Source organism: Fimbriimonadaceae bacterium (assembly GCA_019638775.1).
Taxonomy (GTDB): domain Bacteria; phylum Armatimonadota; class Fimbriimonadia; order Fimbriimonadales; family Fimbriimonadaceae; genus JAHBTD01.
In genome coordinates, this window is the sequence record JAHBTD010000002.1 from 751,149 (window position 1) to 774,853 (window position 23,705).

The window sequence follows — 23,705 nt, forward strand, 5'->3', positions numbered from 1 at the left end:
ATTCTTTTTTGCTGTTCAGAAGGGCAGATTTGTTCGTCTGTTGTAATGACGGATATTCCCGGCAACGGCACGGAGACTTGGATCGGTATGTTCAAAAGAAAGTCGGACGTTTTGGAAGTGATCGGCGAGAAATCGTTGCTCTTTGGCATCGGCGGGATCATTGCCCTGCTCATCGGCATGCTTTTCTACTACTATCAGCGCGAGGGCGGCACAATGATCGGCTTTGCCTGGGTGATGATGATCGCCGGAGTTGCTGGAATCTTATATGGAGCTTACACTGCTCTCCAGGCTCGCAAGGTCACGGGAATTAGAATCACCTGCGTCTACGATGAATGCAAAGCGAAGAACGAATTCACTGAGTTCCCCACCGAAGACTTTCGATGTGTAAAGTGCAACCGACTGGTCCCTGTTCTCGACGGCAAAGTCCTGCCTGTAGAGCAAGTACGGTGCGGTTATTGCAACACGCTCAACTACTATAGCGAGAAGAACGACCTGCTTGTTTGCGAGAGTTGCGACCGTGAGATTCCCCTTTCCACGGGAGCTCAGCAGCGTCACGTTGCCCGCGCGTACGCCATCACCGACGACGAGCGGCTCTACGAGTTGGTTTTAGTTGCTCAAGGCAACAAGACGGAAGAGGTCATAGCGACCCTGCAAACGATGTTGGCCCTCAACCGAAATCAGGTGAAGAACATCCTCGAAGATCTGCCAGCCGTACTGCTTACCGGAATCCCGCGCAAGAAGGCAGAGTTGCTCTCTGCTCAGCTTGCAATCCACGACGCGGCGGCGGAATTTCACCCGTTGAGTTAGGCCTGTCCCGAGTTAATCAATCCTCGATCGCCATATCGAGGATCCCTTCGGCAACATAAATTGGTGCGTCGAAGCGGACGGCGATTGCGATGGCATCGGACGGGCGGGCATCGATCTCAAACTCATCTTTACTCACCTTCAAATAAACCTTTGCGTAGTAGATGGCATTCCAAAGGTCATCGATCACCACCCGGTCAACATCTCCACCAACTCGATCAACGATCGTCTTAAAAAGATCGTGCGTCATCGGGCGGTCTGGAACGGCGCCATCAAGTGGAAGGCTGATCGCCTGCGCTTCAAACGGGCCGATCACGATAGGCAAGCGCCGACGTCCGTCGGTGACCAAGACAAATCGCGTGGTCTGACCGTTTGTCTCTGAGGCAAAAACGCCGTCGATCTGCACCTGAATGAGTTTGCCCAAGGAGCCTGGCTCCCGGACATGCTCATTGAAGTCGACCGGAAAGAATGGCGGTGGCTCAGAGAAATCGCCTTGATCGTCAGACGGTTCGCGCTCGTCGGCCATACCCTTACGATACCCCCGCCTAGCCGATGGTTACCCACACCAAGCGTCGGATCACCTTGCTTCCGACCTTTGCCTCAAGTCGGAAAGGAAAGGTTCCAGCCGTGTCTTTGGGGATGCGGACCTCAAAAACCCGACGAGAGCTTCCGCGTGCATTGGCGATAAAGAAGTCGGTGTCTTGGCCACTTTGAACATCCCAGCCCTCAGGCACGTACACGTGGAATCTTCCTTCAACGCGATCCTGTGTATTCGACTTGACGTAACAGGAGAACTTCGCCACGACGTCGATATTGTTAACCGAGCGACGCGCTGGCTGAACCAGATCGAACTCGACGACCGGCGCGACCTCCCAGGAGGTTTTAAGAACAGCCGACTGCCCCGTTTGATCCGTGACGATGACTCGCAACAATCGATACCCCTCTGTCGAAGTAGCCGGAACGGTGGTCTCATAGTCCACGAATGCGCGTCCCTTGTTATCAAACCTTGGGAATGGCTTCTCAAAGGTCAGCGCTTCGTCTCTGCCAAATCCTTCAGTTCGCATACCGATCATCTTTAACCCCAGATCGTTGGTACCGTTGAACGTCACTCGGATGCGATAATTCGATGCCGGGCTTGTGGTTCTTGTAATCACCTGGACGTTCCACTTCATGCCGCCGGGCACGTTCGAGCCTCGGTTGTAAGTGAGCTCGACCGGCGTCATGATCCGGGGAGTAAGCGCCTCGCCCTCCGTATTCGCCGCAACGGTGTCTACCCGCACACCAATCGTCTTGCCGTTATCCGCAGGAAGCGAGTCGTCGCCGGGATCCTCCACCGACGTTTCTACAAACCAACCGCCTTCGGTCGGTTGTGATGCCACTTGAACAGTGAGCCGGTATCTCTCGTCGTCGGTCCAGGTCGGTGCGTTGGGATTTGATGCATCAAGCACCCGAACTTTGACAACCGGCTTACCCTCAACTATCCCAACCCGGATTTCAAGGTTGTCCTTCCCTACCAGCCAACCGTTGTTCTTGAAATCATAACTGACGACAGCCGTATCGCCTTCCGCGACCAAACATGCCGCATAAAGCCGATCCGGCTCCCACTGCATATACGAGCCTCGCGCCAGCTCATCCCACTCCTCAACGTCCAGCTTGCCGTCGATCTTTGGCGTGAGCGCAAGGCGTTGTGTTTCCACAACTTGCATGGGTGTTGAAAAGCTATCCTGTCCGGGGAGAGCAAGGAATACGAGGGCCGGCAAAAACGACAGCATAACGCCATTATAGACGTCTCTTTGAGTCTGTTCGATGCGGTCAGTTTGCTCGCCCTAGGGCTTCCTCAAACGCTTCCTTGGTCAGGTAGGTCTGAACGGCATCCATATACCTTCCCCGTCGCCAATATCGCGCCGGAATCACCCCTGCCTGCACATAGCCGACCTTCGCCTGCATCTTCTCTGACCCGATATTTCCAACGAAAAACTCAGACATCAGCATTCGCAACCCCAACACGTCAAATGCATAGCGGGCACGAGTTCGGGCGGCATCCGTTCCGTATCCCCTTCCCCACTCTTCCCGCTCGCCAATAAGCGTTCCTGTAACGGCAGTCTTGTGCATGTGGCTGATCTGATGCAGTCCACTGTTGCCGATGTGCCGCCCGTCAAGCGTCTCGATGGCGAACATGATGTCGTTATCCCTTCCGGCGCATACGGCGTCGAACCAGTTCTTCTCGGCAAGGCGCGTCATGGGGTGCTCGGGATGAGCCAAGTACTCGGTGATCTCCGGATCGTTGATCCAACGGAGACAGTTCTCAAAGTGCTTTTCATAGTCCAGAGGGACGAGCTGGATTTTTTGACCTTGCCAAGCCATGTGTTATTGTAACTGGAAGTTATGAGTGTGGCGCGGCTTGTGTCTTGGCCTTTTCCGCCCCACCCATCTCTGCCTATCCTAAGCATGGAGAGTTTCACCCTGGGATCAGTGACAGTGCTGACATAGCTCAAGCCGTTGAGCGCAATGGTCACTGTGTTGGCGTTGCTGTCCTGGATGTTCGTCATGTAGCCGGAGCTGTTGAAGTTCAGCTTCACCCCGTGCTTGGTCGTGAACGTCCACGTCCCGTTGCCGTTGAGGACACGTGTGTCCAAGATGCCCGCCCGCCTCGGCAAACGCCATGTCGCTACCGTCGTGATATCAGAAGAAGGCCTCAGGACTGTAGCCGTTCGCTAACATCTCAATAATCAGAATCATTCCACCAACGGTTAAAAGCAATCATTCCCATAATAACTAAGACTCCCGTAATCAACCATCCAAATCCATACTTTATTGCTCCCGTGCCCGAGTTAAGCGTAACATTGACAAATGTCGTGTGCCCCTCATATAGAGTTATAGCACCTCTTAAAAAGCAAAAAATAGCTACAAAGAGAAGAGGGATGATCACATGCCATTTGGAAAGCTCATTCACGTACGTAAAACACTCCTCTAATGATTTCTAATTGATCTTCTGACAGGCTTGAATCATTTGAGTTCACTCCAATTACCTCAAGGACTGAATCATTCATGAATAAAACAGTATGTGCTATATGCCCTTTATAGGTCGTCGACAGATGTACTATCTCAGAGCCTTGATCCGAGGCAGACTTAGACTCAATTATATCAGTTGCTGTTCGATCATTATCCTTAAGATACTCCCTCAGCACTATTTCGCGTTGCTCTAGTGTCTTCGCCGGCATATCAATCAGACAAAACTGAAGAGTCCAGCCATGCCCTGCTTTGTTCTTTTTCAAACGCACAAGCTCCATATCATTAGAAATAGATGCCTCAATGCTATCATCATAGGGAATTCTCCAATTTCCCATAGCAAACGTCTGAATAGGCTGCCCCTCTTGCTTTGAGGCGCAGCCTATCAAAAACAGCATCACCGATAACAACCAAACGCTTTTCATTATCTTCTTAACCGATCGCTCTCTACATATCTTCTCCTGTAAGATTCGCCTGCATCCCCTTCTAACCCATCATTGTTTCCGTCATAAAATTGATTATCAATCAAATCTTCGATTCGAGCCTTATGATTCGCGACTGGAGGTACACCCTGCGCACCCGTTGCTCCAGCACTCATTAGTGTCCATCCTGCTCCGCCAACAACGGCCGGTCCTCCGGGAACTCCCGCAGTCAAGCCCTCACCAGTTGCAGTCTGTACTAAACTCAGTCCGACATCATCTCTCAGATTTGGCTCTTTGTGTTCATTATCTCCTGGCCATATTTCATCGTTTGGATTGTTCTCATTCGCAGTAGTGTACTCAAAGAAAGGCCTCCTATTTTGCAGTCCATACTCTGTCTCATATGCCATAATCCAGGAGTAAAGTAAACGACGTACGTAAAGACCATTAGGATCGGAAAAAATCAATGGATTATTTTCACAATAACTGTACCAATTCCTTCCATCCTTAATCGGATCCCTCGTCAGAAATCTCCCCGTACTCGGATCGTAGTACCGATGCCCAAGGAGCTTGTATCCGTGGTCCCCGTCCTCCTGATATCCGAACCCGCCTGCATAGCCGAACGGGCCGTTCCAGGTTCCACTGGAGGAGGTTAGATTTCCAAAGGCGTCGTATTGGCGCGTGGCACCGACAGTCTGGCTAGTCGTCCCCTGAGCCTCGGCGTTCTTGATGCCCGAGTGCATATATGTGGTCGTGCTTGAGCTTCGTTCAGAGACTCCCGGCGTGTAGACGGCCGAGCCGTCGCCAACGACAGGAGCCGTTACCCCAACACCGTCCCGCTTAAATGTAAAAGAGCCTGACGAGTCCGTCTTGGAGACCCGTGTGTCAAGTCCATAATACGAGAAGGAATTGGTCGTCACGCCGGATCGGGTGATGCTGGTGATGCGATTCTCATAGTCATAGGCAAAGTTCGTTGCTGTACCGCCGTAGGTTATGGCTGTGGTTCTGCCCGCCGAGTCGTAGCTGTAAGACTTCGTCGTATTGCCGCCGACCGTGATACTCGTCAGCTTGTCGGCATTGTCGTAGTTGTAGCTTTCCGTGACGCTGTTAACCGTGCGCGTGGCACGGTTTCCATTGGCATCGTAAGTGTACGAGCCCGAGTAGCCAGTTCTGGATTCGGAAAGCAGCTGGTCGATGTCGTCGTAAGTGTAGGTCGTCGTTAGGCTGTCTTTTGTGTGCGTGAGCACGTTAGAGTTGTTGTCGTATGTGTACGACTGGCTCATAAGAGTTGCGTTGGATGAGTTCTTCAGCGAGATCGCCGTCACACGGGACATGGAGTCGTAGGTGAAGTCCTCGTACTGCCCGCTGTGAAGCGTGCGCTTCGTCAGCCGCGAAAGGTCGTCATACTCAAAGGTTGTAGACTCGCCATAGCCGTTCTCAAGCTCGGTAAGCCGGGACAACGCGTCATAGGTATAAGTTGTGGTCAAGGAGCCGCCGACCATCGTCGCGCGGTCGCGGTCGTGGTGAAGGATAATAATGCTTGCGGATTGACTTAGTGATGATACTTGTATAGATTAAAAGCTGTGAAATGGTAATTGATCTCAAATAACACTCATCTATTTAATCTAATATAAGAAGGCGCATATGCACTATCCGCACCAAATTTTAAAGCATCCTTTGGGAATGCCATTAACCAACGCTTCTCAGGCCAATCTATGAGGTAAAAATGTTCAGGGGCGAAATTCTTAAGATTGATTTCGTTTGAATTTACAATAAAACCTGGCAATCCTCGCTTTTCAAAGAATAGGAGAACTTGAGGTCCTGTTGTGTATGCCCACCGCCCGTAATCATTTCCAGGCCAATCAAAGTCGTGTTGTGTTGGGATGTAGTTCCAGAGGAAATCCCAGCTCACACGACCTTGGGGTAGATCATATTCGGGAATATAAAGTCCACGTTCTATGAGTTGGTTCATAATCCACTTGTGCAAATAATTCATTTTTCGTGCAGAGATTGTCTCAAAAGTGCTAACGGCTGAATTTAAATACAATGATGCTGTATCTGCAGACGTGATCTGAGGCTTTATTCTTAGGAGTCTCCGATCAATTGACTGAGATAGCGAGTGAGGCAATTTAATACGTTCATTTGGAGCTATCTTCCATGGCCCGAAACCTTCATGATCAATGGCCCAGATACAATTTAGATCAGGCCATGGCAAAAGATATAGATCCGAACTTGAAATATTGGCAGAAGAAAGTGATTTGGTATCAACAATACGAGCTCCGCGAATAGGATTTTCATCTATTAGGACTAATTTATCAAAGCGAAGAATATCCTTCTTGAAATCTTCCCAGTCTGTGAATCGAGGCAATTCGGATGGAAAGTAATTCCATAAGTAGTCATTTCCTTTGCCATGCATCAAAGGCACTGTTGGTATCCATGGCATTGATTTATTTAGCATCTTTTGGAAATATTGTCTAAGTGCCATGGCGGATTCGCTGTCAAATTCTCTTAAGGAACTGTTTCCTATACATACGTTTAGTATCGATGACGTGGCGTTAGACAGCTCTTTGCAAATGATATCGCTGTAGGTTAGTTTTGATACATTCATAATATATACATGATAGCAGTTTTTCTCAGATGAGAAAAACTGCTATCTTGCCGTAAGTTAGAGCTTTTCGACTGGATCATCGAAAAAGCCGGGGTCTAATCCAGCTCTACCTCCATTAGTCCAGCCTCCGTAACCATATGCTGCTGCACCAACTGCTGGGTCTATGGCTGCACCGAGACCTTGCCCTGCCATGCCAGGATCTCTGAGAGCGATTCCTCCTCCAAAGGCTAGGATACCGTTCCAAGGACTACTCCCCTTTCGCTTAATGGCATTCTCTCGCCAATTCTCCCAGCCTGGGGCAAACCTTTCTGCAGCATCGTCCGCGTAAGCATAGGTCGTCAGGTGAGGATGCGTATATTTGTCAGGGCCTTGACCATCGCCAATATGGTAATGTGGCGGCCCGCCATTGTGACCATATTCATCGAATCTAAGCTTGGTCTTGCGTCCATACAACTCACGTGCAGCATCCTTGAGTTCTTTGTTAGTGGGAAATATCCAATAGGTAAGTTTCTTGCCATTGTGAAGTATCTCTTTCTCCCACCATAGACCCGTCGGATCCAACTGACTCACTGGATTGTTCCCGCAGTATCCATACCAATTCCTGCCATCCTTAACAGGATCCCGCGTCAGGAATCTTCCTGTGCTGGAATCGTAGTAACGGTGTCCAAGGAGTTTGTACCCGTGGTCCCCGTCCTCCTGGTACCCGAACCCGCCCGCATATCCGAAGGGTCCACTCCAGGAACCGGAAGAGGAGGTCAGGTTGCCGAAGGCGTCGTACTGGCGGGTTGCGCCAACGGTCTGGCTTGTCGTTCCTTGTGCTTCGGCGTTCTTGATGCCCGAGTGGATATATGTGGTCGTGCTGGACCGGCGTTCGGAAACTCCCGCCGTATAGACAGCCGAGCCGTCGCCAACCACCGGAGCCGTGACTCCCACACCATCTCGCTTAAATGTAAAAGAGCCTGACGAGTCCGTCTTGGAGACCCGTGTGTCCATTCCATTATACGAGAAGGAGTTGGTCGTGACACCAGATCGCGTAATGCTCGTGATGCGGTTCTCATAGTCGTAGGCAAAGTTCGTGGCCGTACCGCCGTAGGTTATGGCCGTTGTTCTGCCCGCCGAGTCGTAGCTGTAAGACTTCGTCGTATTGCCGCCAACCGTGATACTCGTCAGCTTGTCAGCACTGTCGTAGTTGTACGTCTCCGTAGTCCCGCCCAACGCCTTTGTCGCCCGGTTTCCGTTCGCATCATAAGTGTAGGTGCAGGAATATCCAGTGCGCACCTCGGTCAGGAGCTGGTCGATGTCGTCGTAGGTGTAGGTCGTCGTTAGGCTGTCTTTGGTGTGCGTGAGCACGTTGGAACCGTTGTCGTAAGTGTACGACTGGCTCATCAAAGCCGCGTTCGACGAGTTCTTGAGCGAGATCGCCGTCACCCGAGACATGGAGTCGTAGGTGAAGTCTTCGTACTGCCCGCTGCTGAGCGTGCGCTTGGTCGTTCGCCCAAGAGCGTCGTACTGGAAGCTGGTCGTTTCGCTATACCCGTTCACCACCGAAGTGAGCTGAGAGAGCGAGTTATAGTTATAGGTCGTGGTCAAGGAGCCGTCGACCATCGTCGCCCGGCGGCCCAGAGTGTCATACGTGTAGCTCAGGTTGCCCTGCGGCGTGCTCAAGGCCGTCAACTCCGAAGCCGCGTTGTACGTCCAGCCGGTCGTGCCGCTGCCGTCCACCATTTGAGTCCGGCGATCGCCATTATCGTAGGTGAATGTCGTGTCGGTCCCTGTGGGGTAATCGACTGTGGTTAGCCGTCCCGCATCGTCGAAAACGTAAGCGATGGTTTCGCTCAGCGGGTTCGTGTAGGCGCTTGTTTGCCCGTTGGCATTGTAGGACCAGCTCTCCACCGAAGAGTCGGGCATGGTGAGCGAAGTTACTTCTCCACGGCTGTTGTAAGCATAGGTGCGCGTGTAGCTGCGTCCGTTAGTGATGCTCGTCAGCCAGCTATTGCTGTTGTAAGCAAAGGTGTGGGCCTCGCTCTTCGCATTGGTCGAGGAAGTGTTCCTTCCCGCTGCGTCGTAGACCATCGTCGAGGTCTTGCCACGCTCGTTGGTCGCAGAAGTCACGTGCCCTTCGTTGTCGTAGACAGCGCTTGTCGTCGTGCTGTCGATGTTCGTCATCGTCACGCTGCGCATCCAGTTGTCGTAAGTGACGCTTGCTGTTTGGCTCAGTGCATTGGTCACCGACGTGATCCGGTTCAGTCCGTTGTACGCAGCTGTGGTTGAGTTGCTTGCCGGATCCGACACGCTGGTTACGTTTCCGTGGCTGTCGTAGCCGATCGTCGTTGTGTTGTTCTGCGCGTCTTTGGTCGTGTAGAGCTGTCCGTACGCGTCATACGTGTTCGTTACCGACGTGCGGTTCAGAGGATCCACCACCGTCAGCAAGTTTCCTGTTGAGCTGTAAGTCATCGTCGTGACATTGCTCAAAGGATCGGTGATTGTCAGGGGCTGGCTAAACGCCGAATTGTACGTGATGGTCGTCGTGTGGTTCAGAGGATTCTTCGCCGTGAGCACGTTGCCCTTGCTGTCGTAGGTATACGTCCAGACCTTGCCTCTGCGGTCGGTGTGGGTCAAAACGTTCCTGTTCGTGTCGTAAGTGTAAGCGTCGCTGTAGGTTGCCGGGTCGACTTCCGAAGCAAGCAGCCCGCTAGAGTAGTTGTGGGTGATGGTCTGGCTGCCGGGCAGGGTGATGACCGTGTTGGTCGAATTGTAAGTGTAAGTCGTCGAGTTCGAAAGCGGGTCTGCCCATGCAGTCTGTCGCTGGGTCGAATCGTAGGTGTTCGTCCAGGTATTGCCGCGCAGGTCCACTTCCGAAGTGATGTCGTGAGTGCTGTTGTAGCCGTAGGTCCGCGTCGGGGTCGTGCTGTTGATGGTTGGGTACGTGACGCCCGTCAAGTCCCCGCCGCTGCTGTAGGCAAAGCTCCACTCACGACTAAGCGGGTCGGTTATTGTCGAGACCCGTCCGTTGCTGTCGTAGGCAAAGGTCAAGACCTTGCCACCGGGATCGGTAACGGTGCTGACCTTGTTCGAGCCGTTGAGCGCGATGGTCACCGTGTTGGCGTTGCGGTCCTGGATACTGGTGAGATAGCCACCCGAGTTGAAGAGATATTTAATGCCGCTCTTGGACTTGAGTTCCCAGGTGCCGTTCGTGTTGTGCACAAGAGTCTCGAAGATGCCTGCCGGGGCGGAGAACACGCCGCCGGATTCCGTGTAAGCGATATCACTGCCGTCACCGTAGTGGACGATGGCGGTGCTTGCCGCGTAGTCGATCTTCCACTCATAGGAGTGCGTCCAAGCTGTGCCAAAAGCGCCGACCCAGCTATCGCCGAGCGAACTGTGGCTCAATACGAGGCCCACGCCAGTCTGACCGACCGAGGACCAACCGACGATCGGGAGAGTCGTCAAACGATTGCCCGTGTGGGTGTTGACGGATGCTCCCATGCCGCTTGATGTTCGGCCAAAGCCGCCGGCCCCACCTTCACTACCTCCACCTGCGCCAAGGCCAGCGCCGCCTCCGCGACCACTGCCCTCACCGCCGCCTTCACCGCCGCCGCCAGAACCTCCAGGACCTTGGAAAACTCCACCAGCAAGCAACGGGCTGATCGAGGCAAACCAAAACGCAGGGTTATCCGCTTGCTGCTGCATGCGAATGCTGCGAAAAACGGCAAGGGTCTTTGGCGTCCATCGGCCAGCCCGGTAAACCGGGTCCTTTCCAGGATTCGTGCCAAGAAAGATCTTGGTCGGGCGATCGGTGAAAACTCCAGGTCTTCGCAAGAACTGCTGAAGCTTCTCGTTCAGGGTCGATCCAACTGTACTTAGTCCAGCAGACGTCGCGCTGAAGGTTAGCGAAAAACACATCACCAAGCTAACTACCTTGGCAAATTTTGAGCACCTTGAAGCGTACATGACCTGGTTTATATCACAGGTTCTTCAAAACACCAAGGCTATTCTTGCAAAATAATCAAATAAGTACAAAGATTAATTGTTACAACTTACAATTTCGTTACGGGCCAATAACGTATTTACTCCAGAATTTTTAGATGGGCCATGAGTTCAAAGAACGAGCCGAGGGAGACATTTTGAACTCATAAGAGCAATTTCCTCCCCTTTCTACCGACTTCACAATGAGCGGAGAGAAATATCTTGCCCTGTAGTTTCAGGCACCATTTGTTGCAATACATGCGCAGATCCATGATCCAAGTAACGAAGTTCGCACTGATCAGCTATTTGTGCAGTTCACATATATAATTTTGATCATACTTTTTGATCATAATGATTAGATTTATATAGAATCATTTTAGAGTGAATGTTTCTCGCGGCAATCATTTGTTTGTCATCGACAATAGTTGAGTCATTGGAATGGCATTTCCTAAAAAGAAAAAGTCCCCGAGCAAAATGCTCAGGGACTTCTATCAAGTACAGTTGTGCCGTTCTTGTCCTTACCCGCCGAAGCCAAAGCTCCCAGGGAATGCCCCGCCAGGAATCAGGCTCTCCACCGTAACCCGGGTAGTGAACTCCTTTTCCCCAAGCTTCAGCGTCACGCGGTATTCGCCCGGCACTCGACCGGAACGCCGACCTTGCCCTCCTTGCGATCCGCCATTCCAGCGCACAACGTTAAGACCCGCCTTTTCCGAGCCCGTTGTCTGCCACACCACATTTCCAGCAACGTCGGTGATGATTACCTTCACACTATTCGCCGCTTGATCGGCCTTCAGATAGTACTGAATCTCAGTTCCCGGCTGGGTGTTTTGTGCGTTCCACTGACGGTCGCCATACCCACCATCTTGCATCCCATTGGGCAATATGTAGACATTCTGAGGGGTACCAATCACAGCATCGGCCTTCATAGCATCTTCCGTCATCGCCTCAATGCCAGAGACGTTCATCGTCCAAATGCCGCGGCCGTGCGTGGCGAGGATGAGGTCGAGGTCGCGCGGGTGAACCTGCACATCGTGAACAGGTGTCGCCGGGAATTGGCTTAGCCGATTCCAAGTAGCTCCACGATCAACTGAGATATAGAGACCAACCTCTGTGCCGAGATAAAGGGCATTGGGGTTGTTCGTGCCCTCGCGGACGCAGTGGATTACGTGTCCGTTCGGCAGGCTCTCTGCAAGTTTCTTCCAGGTCTTACCCAGGTCTTCCGTAACATATAGATACGGCTTGAAATTGCCTCGGCGGTGGTCATCGAAGGAGACATAGCAGCGGTTCGCCGCAAACTTAGAAGGCATCACTCGCGTGCACCACATACCTTCGGGAAGGTCAGGAATGTTCGTAGTAACGTTCTCCCAAGTCTTGCCACCATCTGAAGTGACATGCACCAGGCCATCATCAGTGCCGACCCAGATCATGTCACGACGGCTCTGCGACTCGGCAACCGTAACGATTGTACAGTGAACCTCAGCGCCAGTGTTCTCAGGGTTGACGCTCCCCAGGCCGGGGCGCTGTTTGTCAGGGTTGTTAGTCGTCAGGTCAGGGCTGATCGCCTCCCAAGAATCGCCACGACTCGTCGACTTCATAAGCCTGTTTGAGCCCATGTAGACAGTCGTACTGACCCAAGGTGAAAGAGCAATAGGAGCGCTCCAGTTGAAGCGAATACGCTCACCTGCTACACGCGGTCGAACGCTACGGCTTTCGCCCGTCAGAAGGTTGGTCCTTTGAGCGGCTCCGCCTTGCGACTCATGATATACGGTTGTCCAATCATTCGGGTCGAACTGGACAAAGAAGCCGTCGCCACCGCCAAGGTTGTACCAATTCGAGAACGTGGTAAACCCTGCATCGCCCTGCGAAGGCGCCATCCAGCACTGGTTGTCCTGAAGACCGCCGCCTACCCAGTAAGGCTTTCGCATGTCGTAGTGAACGGCATAGAATTGAGAGATCACCATCGAGTTGATGTGCTCCCACTTCACTCCTCTGTCGCGAGATTGATAAAGCCCTCCGTCGTTGCCCACGATAATGTGGTTGCTGTCCTTTGGGTCGATCCACATGGCGTGATAGTCAACGTGAACAGTTCGGTTAATGGGCATCGTTGTAAACGTCTTGCCCTGATCGCTGCTCATGTGCAGGTTCGTTCCTGCAACATAGATCCGATCAAGGTCGGACGGGTCTTGCCTAGGAAGACTAAAGTAGAACGGCCTCGGGTTTAGATTGTTGACCTTGGTCCACGACTCTCCTCCATCAGTGCTTCGGTAGGTTCCACCGCCCGTATTGGTGACTCCGCCACCGCCGCCACCGCCGCCTGAAGCGTTCGACTCAATGAGTGCAACGACAACTTTGGGATTCTTACGGTAGTAGTCCAGACCGATACGGCCGATATTGCCCTCAGGCATACCGTTCGTGATTTTCTTCCAGGTCTTCCCCGCATCGACCGTCTTATAAATCGCGCTGCTTGGACCGCCGTTCAGCAGGCTCCAAGGGTAGCGAATCTTCTGCCACATGCCAACGAGGATCTCCTTCGGGTTCGAAGGGTTCATCACCATGTCGCCAGGACCAGTCTTGTCGTCGACATAAAGTATCTTCGTCCAGTTCTTGCCACCGTCTGTGGACTTGTACACACCTCGATTCTCGCTTGGGTTCCAAAGCGGTCCAAGACCTGCGACGTAGATGGTGTTTTCGTCCTTGGGGTCAATAATGATGTCAGCCATAAACTGGACTTCTTTCAAGCCCATGTTCGTAAAGGTCTTGCCGCCATCAGTGGACTTATAAATCCCATCTCCCCAAGAAACCGAGTTTCGACTAGCGGGCTCACCCGTGGCAACCCAGACCACGTCTGGATTCGTTTGGCTAACTTCGACATCGCCAAGTCCGGGCTGGCCAAACTGGTCAAACATCGGCTCCATCGTGATGCCGGCGTTCACTGTTTTCCAAAGTCCACCAGCTGCGCTTGCAACGTAGAAAATGCGCGGTTCTTTCTCATAAACGGAGATGTCCGCAATGCGTCCGCCCATTGTCGTGGGCCCGATCGCTCGCGGACGCAAATTTGAAAGGAGATCGGTCTGTGAGACGGCTGTCGAGACAACCGAAATCAGTAGCCCCGCCGCCAAGGCATAACGTAATCGTAGAAACATATCTTCCTCAGTCCATCGGCTGCCCCAGAATGCAACCGGTTCAAAGCGTTTTACCCCGGAATGATTGCCAGGGGTCAGAGTTCAGTAACGAGCAGTAAAGATTCAGTGAGGATTGTAGAGGCAAAGGGTTGCAAAGCCGTTCATTCCGCACCAGAACATTGCTCAGAGCAACCTATTCTCAGCCGTCCGTCATCGGCATCCAATCCAATCCAATCCAATCCAAAATCTACAATCTACAATCCAAAATCACTCACCGCCCCCCTTCAAGTACTTCTCCGGTATCAAATCCTGTGGACCCTCTGGCTCCCAAAAAACGGTCACGATCCACCAGCGCTTTCCATCGTTATAGAGTTGGATGCTGTTGATCCCGCGCTGAAAAGGCTTCTCATCTTCTTTCTTCGACCGGCTCTCGTAAGTGCTCCATACCTGGGCCATGTCTCGGAACTGCTCTGTACGCCGAGCAACCTCAGTTTCAAAGAACCCACGCTCCTCGAGCATCGCGCCAGACATCGTGATGTACTCCTCCGGCGAGAATGCTCGTCGTACCACTTCCCCATTCGGACGTTTGCCATAAGCCGCCATCGAAGCATCAGGAGAGAAGAGCGATCTAAACCGGTCCCAATCGCGCTTTTGTCCGGCTGGTCCAGAAATGACGTCATAAAGGGCCTTGATAATGGAGTCAACCGACTTCACATCCTCAGGCTTGGCTTGAGCGGGTTTGGCGTCAGCCGGCGGCCCTTGGGGAGACTTGGTGGTTTGAGAAAAGGCGCTTGCGGCAAACATGCCACAAACAGCGATCGAAAAAAGCACACGCTTCATAACGCTATCTTTGCGCAAATGTGACCAGAGATGGTTCCGTCAGCCAAAAATATACACTCCATGTGCCTCAACACTTGCAGCTTGGAAGCTCAGCTTTAGTTGGTCTGCCACAACATTAATGTCGCGTCGGCCCAACCGACGAACGTGCTCCAATAGCGATCAGCCAGCTGTTCAAGATAACCCGCGCTAAGCCTTCACGCCCTAAACCTTCGCCTCGCAAAGTAAACTGTAGGCAGATTCAACCCAGGCCATAGGAGTCCACAACACATGCCCCGATATCACAAACTCGGCGAAACGCCCCGCAAGCACCATATCCAGTTCCGCAAACCCGACGGCACCCTCTACCCCGAAGAGCTTTTTAGCACACGTGGTTTCGACGGCCCGATGTCCACCATTTACTACCACTATCGGCCGACAGAGGTGTTGGGCTGGGAGGATATGGGCTCGGTGAAGGTGGAGTTCCTCGACGACGAGCCTCTGCGCCATCGGCACCTCAAGACGGCGAACATGGTGCCGATGGGCAATGCCATCAGTGGACGCATCCCGCTGATGGGCAACCAGGACCTGATCTGGTTTCAGGTCCGCGTCGCCGAACCGATGCCCTGGTTCTACAAGAATTCGGAGGGCGACGAGTGCCTGTTCGTCCATGACGGTTCCGGCAAGTTCACCTCCATGTTCGGCGTGATCGACTTTCGCCCGGGCGACTACATCGTCATTCCGCGCGGCACCATCTGGAAGATCGACTTCGACCAGTATCCCGTCAAGATGCTCGCCGTCGAAAGCCACGGGCCGATTACTACGCCGCGTCGATACCGCAACGAGTACGGCCAGTATCTTGAGCATGCCCCCTACAAGGAGCGCGACTTCCGGCCTCCGCATGAGCTGATTACCGACGACCGCCGGGTCGAGCACAAGGTCTTGATCAAGGCGCGCAATCGGCACACGCTCTACACCTATCCGTTCAGCCCGCTGAACGTGGTGGGCTGGGACGGCTACTGCTATCCCTACGCCTTCAACATCAACGACTTTCAGCCGATCACGGGCAAAATCCACATGCCTCCGCCCATCCATCAGACTTTCCAAGGGCAAGGCTTTGTGATCTGCTCGTTCTGCCCGCGCCTGCTCGACTTCCATCCCGAAGCCGTGCCGATCCCTTACAACCATTCCAACGTGGACTCGGACGAGGTGCTGTACTATTGCAACGACAAGTTCGGCAGCCGTCGAGGCATCGAAGAGGGCTCGATTACTCTGCACCCTCTTGGCATTCCGCACGGTCCCCAGCCCGGCGCAGTCGAGGCGTCCCTTGGAGCGACAAAGACCGAAGAGCTTGCCGTGATGGTAGATACTTTCCACCCACTGAAACTGACGAAACAGGCAATTGAGCTTGAGGATCCCGAGTACTGGAAGAGTTGGCAGACGCGCTAATCGTCCGACTTGCTTGAAACAGCCCTTTTCATCAGCACAAACTGCCCGACGTGATAAGCGTTGTGCACAGCAATCTGAGCAAGGGTCGAGATCGCTTCCTCGTCGGACTTCATCTTGTGCGTGAATGGTTCCGATTCGGCGATCCGTAAGGCTTCCTCAAAGTTCTTTAGGAATCGCTCACGAACTGTGGGCCACTCTTCGTGGGCGGGAACGCGCCAGTCTTTCATGAAGTTCTCGGCCTTCTCCCCCTTAAGGTGGGCAAGCCAAATCCTCTGCCAAAAGTCAGTGTGTTCGACAAGAGTTAAGAGTGAGTATTTGAATCCGGGCGGGAGGGCAGCGGCTTGCTCGACCGTAACGCGGCTAAGGACGCTCTTTGGAGAGCGAAAATCCTTCCCTTCCCAGATTTGGCGTAGGGCAACTGCGGCGCTCATGCCTTATGCTATCCCGTAGCCGCCTCTTCCAGCGACTTCTTCTCACCCGACAGTTTCGACACACACGCCGCAATCGTTACATCACCGACGACGTTCAGCACTGTGCGGCTCATATCCAAGATACGGTCGATACCAAGAACAAGACCGATGCCAGCAGCGGGAATGTTGTACTTCGTCAAGATAATGGCGATTACAGGCCATGCGCCTCCAGGAACACCGGCTGTACCCACACCAGCAAGGATTGCCAGACCCATGATGCCCAACTGGTCAGCAATGGTGAGTGGCACTCCGAAGAGCTGAGCAAGGAACAAGATTGTGATCCCCTCAAACAGAGCGGTTCCGTTCTGGTTTGCCGTAGCGCCAACGGTCAAAACAAACGAGCTGACATCGCGCGGCAGCCCTACCTCCTCATCGGCAACCTTTAAGGCTGTCGGAAGAGTTGCGTTGGACGAACTTGTGGCAAACGCCGTAAAGATAACCTGCTTGACTTGGCGGAAGAAAGTGATCGGATTTCGGCCTGCGATGAACCTGAGCGCCAGGGAATACACGCCAAACATATGAATGGCAAGAGCCACCAAAACCAACGCCACATATAGTCCAAGGGCCTGAATCGCGTCCAGCCCCAAAACCAATCCGGCCGAAAAAGTAAGCCCGAAGACGCCTATTGGGGCAAGCTTCATTGCAAAGTCGATGACCCTCAACGAAACGTGGAAGATTCCGTCGAGGAAGCGCTTCACAGGTTGAGCACGCTCTTGTTCAATTGAGCCTAATGCTAATCCGAACACAAGGGCAAAGAACATGAAAGCAAGAATGTTGTCCTTGACGATCGCGTCTATTGGATTCTTCGGAACAATGTCAACGATCGTATCGGCGACAGTCTTCCCTTCTTTTGCCTGAGCAAGGCGTTTCTCCGTCTCGGCCTTGTTTTTAGAAGCGTATTGCTGCATCAGCTGTTCGCGTTTAACTTCTGGAATGCCCGCTCCTGGCTTGATGGTATTGACGCCGATCAAACCAATACCAACGGCTATGCTGCTTAGGACGACCGTGAGCGCCAACGAATACAGCCCGACCTTTCCGACTTTTTTCGCATCTCCAATTTCGGTCACACCCAGGACAAGGGCCGAGAAAAGGAGTGGAATCACGATCATGAAGATCATGTTTAGGAAAATGCTTCCAGCGGGCTTGGCAAGATTATCGTTAAAGAACCCGATGGCGTCCTTGCTTCCTTGCGCTGCCTCTGGGTTGTTGACCATCTGCTGGCAGATCAGTCCGGCTACAAAACCGAGGACCAAAGAAATCAGAATCTTGATGTGTAGCGGCATCCCGCGCTTTGCCCTGCTCATAAATCCCACGTCCCGAGTCCCAATGTTCTACCTGTTAATTGGGCTCGAAAGTTACCTTTTCACCTTCGGGCTTGATGAGACAAGGAAAAGCGAGAGTCACCAACACAAGCTGGCAAACATCAAATTGCGAGGGCTTTCTCAGAAATCGCGGAGTCGCTGAGACACCGTGCTCTGCCGAAAACCCTTCACCGATTTCCGGGCATATAGGATCGCCATCAGCTGACGGTGGTGCAGATGGATGAGATACCCAGCGGCCAAGACGAGCGGCAGGTAAGCCCACCATACCAAAGCTAAGTGGTGAAAAATGGCAGCGATCAGAGAATGGGACAAGCCAACGATAAACAGCAGGACTCCGACGCAAACGAACGCCCCAAAAAATGTTCGAAAAGCCTGCACCGACTCTCGGGAAACGATACTGCCATTATTGTGCTGACCGCAATTTGGGCAACTGGAAAGCTCCTCTGCATACTCGCAGTGGCAACCTTGGCAGTACAGAACCTCAGAACCCATGCTCATTTCGACACTTCTTCTTTCTACAACACTAGCATAGGCAAATCTCTCCCAAGAAGTGCAAAAGTTACGATTCAATTTGCTAGTACCTTCTCGAATCGAATCTTTTCTTCAGCAGAATAGCTAAGCCTCCTGTCAGTGGTTCGAATGCTCCTTGCCCAACTAAAGCTTCCGTTTCAGCTCGCGATAGAGCTCCCAAGAAAGGAAGGCAAAGATCGGCAAGGCGATCAAACCAAAGACTTGCAATCCAAGCCACGACTCTGAATTCGTCATCCGCAAAGATGGAGATGCCATAGCTACAACGCTGATGAGCCCAATGAAGGCACATGGAATGCCGATGAGCACAAAGAGAATGACGACTGAGGGACGAGTGATCTCAGAGTCACGTGTCCGGCTTCGCTTCAATAGCTGGCCACAGCTTGGGCAATACATCAAACCTTCCGAAACTGCCAAGCCGCAACGGGGACATGCGTTAGATCTCGCTTTCATGAGTGACCTCCAAAGCCACACATGCGAATGAAAGGAAAGTGAATTGACCAGAGGTTGATTTAGCTGGCGATTATGCAGTCTGACGCTGCTTTACAATCTGTTTCTACGCTCCCCAAAAGCTGCTCGTGACACGTATTTCACTGTCAGCTTAGCGAGCAGGCCAAAACTCCCGGTACATTCTCTCAAAGCAATGAGCCTGTCCTACGAAGAACTTAAGCTGAATCTCCGCGATATTCAGGAGCGGATAAGGTCAGCCGCAGGTTCAGTGAATCGAAATCCAGAAGACATCAAGCTCATCGCTGTCACAAAAACAGTGCCGATCGAAACGATCCAGTTAGCCTACGACCTCGGCCTTCGTACATTCGGCGAAAGCCGCTTGCAAGAGGCCTTGCCAAAGATTGAGGCTCTCCCAAAGGACATCGACTGGCACTTCATAGGAAAGCTTCAATCGAACAAACTACGTAGGGCAGCTAGCGATTTTTCCGTGTTTCACACCATCGAATCGGAATCCCAGCTCAAGGAACTTACAAAGTTAGACCGAAAGATCGACGTTCTGGTTGAAGTGAATATTGCGAATGAGGTGCAAAAATCCGGCATATCACTAGAAAACCTAGAGATATTTGTGAAACGTGTGTTAGAATGTACGCAAGCAAATTTCCGAGGGCTGATGGCAATCGGTCCGAACGAAAAAAACCCGGAAGCGATGCGACCTTTCTTTAAGAAGCTTCGTCTAGAGGGAAAGCGGTTCGGAAGCGAATGGCTTAGTATCGGAATGAGCGGTGACTTTGAAGTGGCGATCCAGGAAGGATCAACCCATGTCAGAGTCGGGAGCGCCCTCTTCGGGCCTCGAAACTGAATATGTCACGGAGTAGAAATCATGGAAGAGCTCGAACTCCAGGAAAAGCCTGGTCTATTTTCACGTTTGACCAACCTCTTTGGACAAAGAGAAGAGGTTGATGAGATGGATGCTGACATCCCCTCCACTGTTGCGGGCAACGCATACCAGCTCAAGGCTGCGTATCGATACCACGTCACTGTCCGGCAACACATCACCAATTTTGAAGAGGCATACTCTGCTGCCAACGGCCTAAAGCGCGGCGAACAGCAGATCGTAAACCTCGCCAACACCGAGCCCGTTTTGCGCCAAAAAATCGTCGACTTTATGTCGGGCGTCGCCTTTGCGCAAGATGCCAATTGGGAGCAGATCGGCGAGCATATCTACCTTGTCGCCCCTGCAAGCGCCTTTGTGGAAGTTGCATCTGCAACGCCCAAGACCGGACTTTTTCGCAACTAGCTCAATAGCAAACCAAAGGTAAAAACCAGAGAACAAGTAAATACCCGCGCGTTCGCCTTGTGTCGGCCCTTCTTTCCCCGGCATCAGGAAGGAATGGCGGGATTTTTTGCGTCTGAATGTTTGTGAGGGGTTAGGATTGCACGGCAAGAGATAAGTGGAAAAAGACTTTCACCGTGCCTGGTCCAGCAAATGTGAACGACTATTCTGTATCTCCAAACGCCTTACAATCCTTACTTTTCTCTATGCACCGTTGCCCAGACTTCCCTCTTCGCGTCCAAATCTCGGGGCTGTTTTCTGCCCTCAACAATGTCCAGATACAAAGTTGCTATCTCGTGCGGCCGCATCTTGAATTTAAGCTTTGATGATGCGCCAGTGAAGGGATGGCGCACAACTTCATTTTCAGGTCCTCTCTCCCCTTGAGGGGAAGGAACCGAGGGAGGGGTGGCCTCAAGAGTCCCCTGCGCAGGGGTAGAGGTCAGCGTCTCTGCCCGAACACTTGCAGAAGGTCCTCCCTCCCCTCGACGGGGAGGGACCGAGGGAGGGGTGGCACCCTGGATGACCTCAACCTCTAACTCTTCCTCAACCTCCCCCATCAGATTCGTCCGGAACGCCTTCGCCACCGTCCCTGCAACAGTCAGCTCACACTCGTCCCCTTCCCCATTCCACTCCACCAGCCGCAGAACATACGGGTACCCCATCCCCTTGCCCGCATAAGCCTCCAGCCCGATGCCTGAATAATCCTCCGTCTCCCGATAAAACGCAGAGACAATCGTACTGGCAGCTTGCAAGGCAAGCGAGCCAAAAGCTGGCGGCAGCCGATCCCCTTCCGACTCCTTATACTCCTCGATCGGGGGATTCCAAATCTCTTGGGCGGTCTTCCAGGAATGGACGGGAGTCCGCGGAGAATGAAGCTGCAAGGCAAACCGGGCGACGAAATCGCGCCGGACTGTCGCCTCATCCCAAGGACATTCCAGCGTGACCACCATCTCGGGAACGCCGCTGTCGCTCCAAAACCATTGGCGAGTGCGATCATGCGTCACGAGCAACCCACCGCTGCCTAGCTCAAAATCGACCAGCGAATTTGCTGAAAAAGCCCCGTCCACCTTCTCAAACCACTGCTCCGAAGTCATCCAGTCGCCCTTCGGATACTTACGCACTCCAGCAACTGACGGAACAGCTTCCGCCATCGCATAAGCGGTATCGCATTGTGCTCTCTTGCCAGACAACGCTGGAAATCGTGAGCGCAAAGCCCCCTGAAAGCCCGGCTTCTCAAGCTGCAGATAAGAACATCTGACCTCAATGGACAAAGCCTCGTGGACGGGGTCAACAGTAAGCATGTACTCGAAATATTCGCCATCCTCGACAACGCATCGCCACGCCAACAAGCCGCGTTCGGCATGGACTTTTTTGATTTCCGTCTTGCCGGGGTGCGATGGCAACGCCATCACCGGAACCTCGGCGGACCCAATCTCGCCGACCCCCGTTCGCGCCAATCGAACAATGCGCAGAGTTTCAAACTCCACTTCAAAAACCAAGCCTTTGTAGTCGTAGGTGGCACGGCCAAACCCAAGTGTCCACTTTCCTTTCTCAAAATCGGGCATATCTGGCGTGACCAGAGCATAGCCGTGAGCAGGGACATTGACCATCGTCCATGCGCCCTCGCGGTGCACGATCCATGCTGTCTGCGCCCAGCCGAGTGAATTGAAAACGACTGCAGAATCCGCCGGTCCCGAAACATCTTCGGCGAGCGAACTGACATGGCGATCAATGGTTCTCTCGGCAAGGAGCGCGGCCCGTTTGTAAGAAGCCACACCTACCCGCCCGCACAAGCCCTCGCACTCGTCGTTATCATGGTGCTGTGCGCTAAGGAGTTCGCGCCATCCCTCTTCCAATTCCCAAGTCGGATAGACATCCCACTGCACGTAAGGCCTGCCCAAAAGCCCTGCCATTGAAGCCAGACTCTCCGCCTGCACCAGACTTCGCTCCGTGCTGGCGCTGAGCTCTCGCATGTAGTCCCCGTTCTTCCCCAGACTCAGCCCATGCCAAACATCTCCCATCCCATACTGGCGCACGGGCAAATCCTTCCCCTTGTGCAAAGCCAAGTACTCTCCAAGCGTCGCCACCTTCACCTCAAACCGGGGATCGCTCATCAGCTCCCGCATCTTGGGCAGCAGCACCTCGGACCGACACATCCAGTCCGGTGAAGGCATCAGCTCCAGCCATTGCAGGATCAGTGGGGGGACGTCGTCAATCCCACTGACTGGTGATTCGCCACGGCTGAGCTGGTCCAGCAGTATCTGCATGTCCTCGGGCCATTGGTGGAGGTTCAGTTCATTGCGGGGAGCGCACAAGAGCCGCGAGCCGTCTACGCCCTCCCACCAGACCGCGCTCACCGGCTCCTTCGGCACCTCCGGCGTGTGCCACGTCCATTGGAAGAATAGCGACGAATACTCAAACCCGCACCCTTTCAGCATCTGTGGAAGCTGGGGGAAGAAGTCGAACTCCTCCTCCCAGAACGTTTTGGGGCGCACGCCGAACAGCCGCAAACATGCCCGCACCCCATAGATGCGCTGGCGAACGTTCGACTCCCCACCGTGAAACAAGCCATAAGGCTGTCCATAGGAGCCCCCCACCACCTCCACCTGCCCCGACCGGATCGCTTCTCTCAACTCCTGAAACGCTTCCGGATTCTCCGAGGCCAGCTTTTCATAGCCGATGCCGTCGAAGTTGACGTTGCCCCTGGCTCCGGTCTCCTTGCAGAAGAGGAGCATGTCGCGCACCGAGCCAGGAAGGACATGGTAGCCCCAGAGCCACTCCATATCGACCCAATGCATGTGATTCCCGAAGGTGTAGTAAAGCGGGGTGGGTTCACTCATCGGCGGTATCTCGCTCAAGCAGAGCGTTGAAGGCTACCACAGCCCCAGCAACGTGTACATTCATCGACCGCCCTTTCCCAAACTGGGGGATAAAGACCACAGCATCCGCCTTCTTCATCACGTTCGTGTAGATGCCTCGCTCTTCGTTGCCCAGCACAAAGCAAACCTTCTCGGGATAGTCGAACTCGGAGTAAGGAACCGCACCCTCGGCGATTTCGATCATCACCAGCGCAAAGCCCGCTTGCTTGATCGCGTCCACAGCGTCATCGTGCTTATCGAAGTGATGATAAGGAATCCGTCGGTGGTGGCCCATCGACGTCACGCCGATCATCGGAGAATTGAGGTCGGGCGTACGTCCGCTGGAAAAGATTTCTACCGCTCCGCAAGCGTCTGCGACGCGAAACATTCCGCCGACGTTGTAGGCATCCTCCCAGTCTTGCAGAAAGAAGGCGATCTCCATCCTGCGCCCCTGCGCCTTGGCGGCCTTGTGAAACTTGCGAACCTGGGCTTTTTTGTGGAGGGGTTTCATTGCTTTCAGTTGCGCTGGCAGGTTGCTATCAGGTTGTTGG

Annotated in this window: 20 protein-coding genes; 4 read left to right on the forward strand and 16 right to left on the reverse strand. The window is 53.2% G+C overall.

Annotated elements, in window-relative coordinates:
* Nucleotides 1–45: 45 nt before the first annotated feature.
* Nucleotides 46–807, forward strand: a complete 762-nt coding sequence (locus KF784_09735; GenBank protein ID MBX3119336.1) for an ABC transporter permease — start codon at nt 46–48, stop codon at nt 805–807.
* Between the two features lie 16 nt (nt 808–823).
* Here KF784_09735 and KF784_09740 read toward each other — a convergent pair whose 3' ends face one another.
* The 10 genes from KF784_09740 to KF784_09785 all read right to left on the reverse strand — a co-directional run bounded on the left by KF784_09740 (nt 824) and on the right by KF784_09785 (nt 14,768).
* A complete protein-coding gene (locus tag KF784_09740; protein ID MBX3119337.1) occupies nt 824–1,330 on the reverse strand; it encodes a bifunctional nuclease family protein in 507 nt (168 codons plus the stop codon).
* A 19-nt stretch (nt 1,331–1,349) separates the two neighbouring features.
* Complete coding sequence (locus tag KF784_09745) at nt 1,350–2,576, reverse strand: hypothetical protein (protein MBX3119338.1); 1,227 nt, start codon at nt 2,574–2,576, stop codon at nt 1,350–1,352.
* 40 nt (nt 2,577–2,616) lie between these two features.
* A complete protein-coding gene (locus KF784_09750; GenBank protein ID MBX3119339.1) occupies nt 2,617–3,168 on the reverse strand; it encodes a GNAT family N-acetyltransferase in 552 nt (183 codons plus the stop codon).
* Between the two features lie 358 nt (nt 3,169–3,526).
* Nucleotides 3,527–3,757, reverse strand: coding sequence for a hypothetical protein (locus KF784_09755; protein MBX3119340.1), 231 nt, complete (start codon nt 3,755–3,757; stop codon nt 3,527–3,529).
* A complete protein-coding gene (locus KF784_09760) occupies nt 3,750–4,238 on the reverse strand; it encodes a hypothetical protein (GenBank protein ID MBX3119341.1) in 489 nt (162 codons plus the stop codon). Before KF784_09760 ends, KF784_09755 begins: the two co-directional genes overlap by 8 nt.
* Nucleotides 4,238–5,719, reverse strand: coding sequence for an RHS repeat-associated core domain-containing protein (locus KF784_09765; GenBank protein MBX3119342.1), 1,482 nt, complete (start codon nt 5,717–5,719; stop codon nt 4,238–4,240). The genes KF784_09760 and KF784_09765 overlap by 1 nt, the downstream gene beginning before the upstream one ends.
* Before the next feature lie 125 nt (nt 5,720–5,844).
* Nucleotides 5,845–6,840 (reverse strand): hypothetical protein, encoded by a 996-nt coding sequence (locus tag KF784_09770; GenBank protein ID MBX3119343.1) that lies wholly within the window; start codon nt 6,838–6,840, stop codon nt 5,845–5,847.
* Between the two features lie 57 nt (nt 6,841–6,897).
* Nucleotides 6,898–10,749: an RHS repeat protein gene (locus KF784_09775; protein MBX3119344.1), complete on the reverse strand. Its 3,852-nt coding sequence runs from the start codon at nt 10,747–10,749 to the stop codon at nt 6,898–6,900.
* Nucleotides 10,750–11,324: 575 nt separating this feature from the next.
* Nucleotides 11,325–13,949, reverse strand: a complete 2,625-nt coding sequence (locus tag KF784_09780; GenBank protein ID MBX3119345.1) for a hypothetical protein — start codon at nt 13,947–13,949, stop codon at nt 11,325–11,327.
* A gap of 246 nt (nt 13,950–14,195) precedes the next feature.
* Nucleotides 14,196–14,768: a hypothetical protein gene (locus KF784_09785; protein ID MBX3119346.1), complete on the reverse strand. Its 573-nt coding sequence runs from the start codon at nt 14,766–14,768 to the stop codon at nt 14,196–14,198.
* Between the two features lie 267 nt (nt 14,769–15,035).
* Here KF784_09785 and KF784_09790 point away from each other — a divergent pair, with 267 nt between their 5' ends.
* Nucleotides 15,036–16,193, forward strand: coding sequence for a homogentisate 1,2-dioxygenase (locus KF784_09790; GenBank protein MBX3119347.1), 1,158 nt, complete (start codon nt 15,036–15,038; stop codon nt 16,191–16,193).
* Here the strand turns inward: KF784_09790 and KF784_09795 are convergent.
* The 4 genes from KF784_09795 to KF784_09810 all read right to left on the reverse strand — a co-directional run bounded on the left by KF784_09795 (nt 16,190) and on the right by KF784_09810 (nt 18,966).
* The gene (locus tag KF784_09795) at nt 16,190–16,624 is read right to left on the reverse strand and encodes a DinB family protein (protein ID MBX3119348.1); all 435 of its coding nucleotides are present in this window, start codon (nt 16,622–16,624) and stop codon (nt 16,190–16,192) included. The two genes, KF784_09790 and KF784_09795, sit on opposite strands and share 4 nt — an antisense overlap.
* Before the next feature lie 8 nt (nt 16,625–16,632).
* On the reverse strand, nt 16,633–17,967 hold the full coding sequence (locus KF784_09800) for a dicarboxylate/amino acid:cation symporter (GenBank protein MBX3119349.1): 1,335 nt from the start codon (nt 17,965–17,967) through the stop codon (nt 16,633–16,635).
* Between the two features lie 138 nt (nt 17,968–18,105).
* The gene (locus KF784_09805; GenBank protein ID MBX3119350.1) at nt 18,106–18,483 is read right to left on the reverse strand and encodes a hypothetical protein; all 378 of its coding nucleotides are present in this window, start codon (nt 18,481–18,483) and stop codon (nt 18,106–18,108) included.
* A 156-nt stretch (nt 18,484–18,639) separates the two neighbouring features.
* On the reverse strand, nt 18,640–18,966 hold the full coding sequence (locus KF784_09810) for a hypothetical protein (GenBank protein MBX3119351.1): 327 nt from the start codon (nt 18,964–18,966) through the stop codon (nt 18,640–18,642).
* A gap of 190 nt (nt 18,967–19,156) precedes the next feature.
* Here KF784_09810 and KF784_09815 point away from each other — a divergent pair, with 190 nt between their 5' ends.
* Nucleotides 19,157–19,822 (forward strand): YggS family pyridoxal phosphate-dependent enzyme, encoded by a 666-nt coding sequence (locus tag KF784_09815; GenBank protein MBX3119352.1) that lies wholly within the window; start codon nt 19,157–19,159, stop codon nt 19,820–19,822.
* Nucleotides 19,823–19,843: 21 nt separating this feature from the next.
* Complete coding sequence (locus tag KF784_09820; GenBank protein MBX3119353.1) at nt 19,844–20,260, forward strand: cell division protein SepF; 417 nt, start codon at nt 19,844–19,846, stop codon at nt 20,258–20,260.
* 230 nt (nt 20,261–20,490) lie between these two features.
* Here KF784_09820 and KF784_09825 read toward each other — a convergent pair whose 3' ends face one another.
* Nucleotides 20,491–23,136, reverse strand: a complete 2,646-nt coding sequence (locus tag KF784_09825; protein ID MBX3119354.1) for a hypothetical protein — start codon at nt 23,134–23,136, stop codon at nt 20,491–20,493.
* Nucleotides 23,129–23,665 (reverse strand): hypothetical protein, encoded by a 537-nt coding sequence (locus KF784_09830; GenBank protein MBX3119355.1) that lies wholly within the window; start codon nt 23,663–23,665, stop codon nt 23,129–23,131. Before KF784_09830 ends, KF784_09825 begins: the two co-directional genes overlap by 8 nt.
* Between the last annotated feature and the right edge of the window lie 40 nt (nt 23,666–23,705).

Coding starts and splice junctions, on each gene's coding strand:
- KF784_09740 (MBX3119337.1), bottom strand. CDS start 1,330: ATGGCCGACGAGCGCGAACCGTCTGACGATCAAGGCGATTTCTCTGAG.
- KF784_09830 (MBX3119355.1), bottom strand. CDS start 23,665: ATGAAACCCCTCCACAAAAAAGCCCAGGTTCGCAAGTTTCACAAGGCC.
- KF784_09815 (MBX3119352.1), top strand. CDS start 19,157: ATGAGCCTGTCCTACGAAGAACTTAAGCTGAATCTCCGCGATATTCAG.
- KF784_09770 (MBX3119343.1), bottom strand. CDS start 6,840: ATGAATGTATCAAAACTAACCTACAGCGATATCATTTGCAAAGAGCTG.
- KF784_09805 (MBX3119350.1), bottom strand. CDS start 18,483: ATGAGCATGGGTTCTGAGGTTCTGTACTGCCAAGGTTGCCACTGCGAG.
- KF784_09780 (MBX3119345.1), bottom strand. CDS start 13,949: ATGTTTCTACGATTACGTTATGCCTTGGCGGCGGGGCTACTGATTTCG.
- KF784_09825 (MBX3119354.1), bottom strand. CDS start 23,136: ATGAGTGAACCCACCCCGCTTTACTACACCTTCGGGAATCACATGCAT.
- KF784_09820 (MBX3119353.1), top strand. CDS start 19,844: ATGGAAGAGCTCGAACTCCAGGAAAAGCCTGGTCTATTTTCACGTTTG.
- KF784_09745 (MBX3119338.1), bottom strand. CDS start 2,576: ATGCTGTCGTTTTTGCCGGCCCTCGTATTCCTTGCTCTCCCCGGACAG.
- KF784_09735 (MBX3119336.1), top strand. CDS start 46: ATGACGGATATTCCCGGCAACGGCACGGAGACTTGGATCGGTATGTTC.
- KF784_09800 (MBX3119349.1), bottom strand. CDS start 17,967: ATGAGCAGGGCAAAGCGCGGGATGCCGCTACACATCAAGATTCTGATT.
- KF784_09785 (MBX3119346.1), bottom strand. CDS start 14,768: ATGAAGCGTGTGCTTTTTTCGATCGCTGTTTGTGGCATGTTTGCCGCA.
- KF784_09750 (MBX3119339.1), bottom strand. CDS start 3,168: ATGGCTTGGCAAGGTCAAAAAATCCAGCTCGTCCCTCTGGACTATGAA.
- KF784_09790 (MBX3119347.1), top strand. CDS start 15,036: ATGCCCCGATATCACAAACTCGGCGAAACGCCCCGCAAGCACCATATC.
- KF784_09760 (MBX3119341.1), bottom strand. CDS start 4,238: ATGAAAAGCGTTTGGTTGTTATCGGTGATGCTGTTTTTGATAGGCTGC.
- KF784_09810 (MBX3119351.1), bottom strand. CDS start 18,966: ATGAAAGCGAGATCTAACGCATGTCCCCGTTGCGGCTTGGCAGTTTCG.
- KF784_09795 (MBX3119348.1), bottom strand. CDS start 16,624: ATGAGCGCCGCAGTTGCCCTACGCCAAATCTGGGAAGGGAAGGATTTT.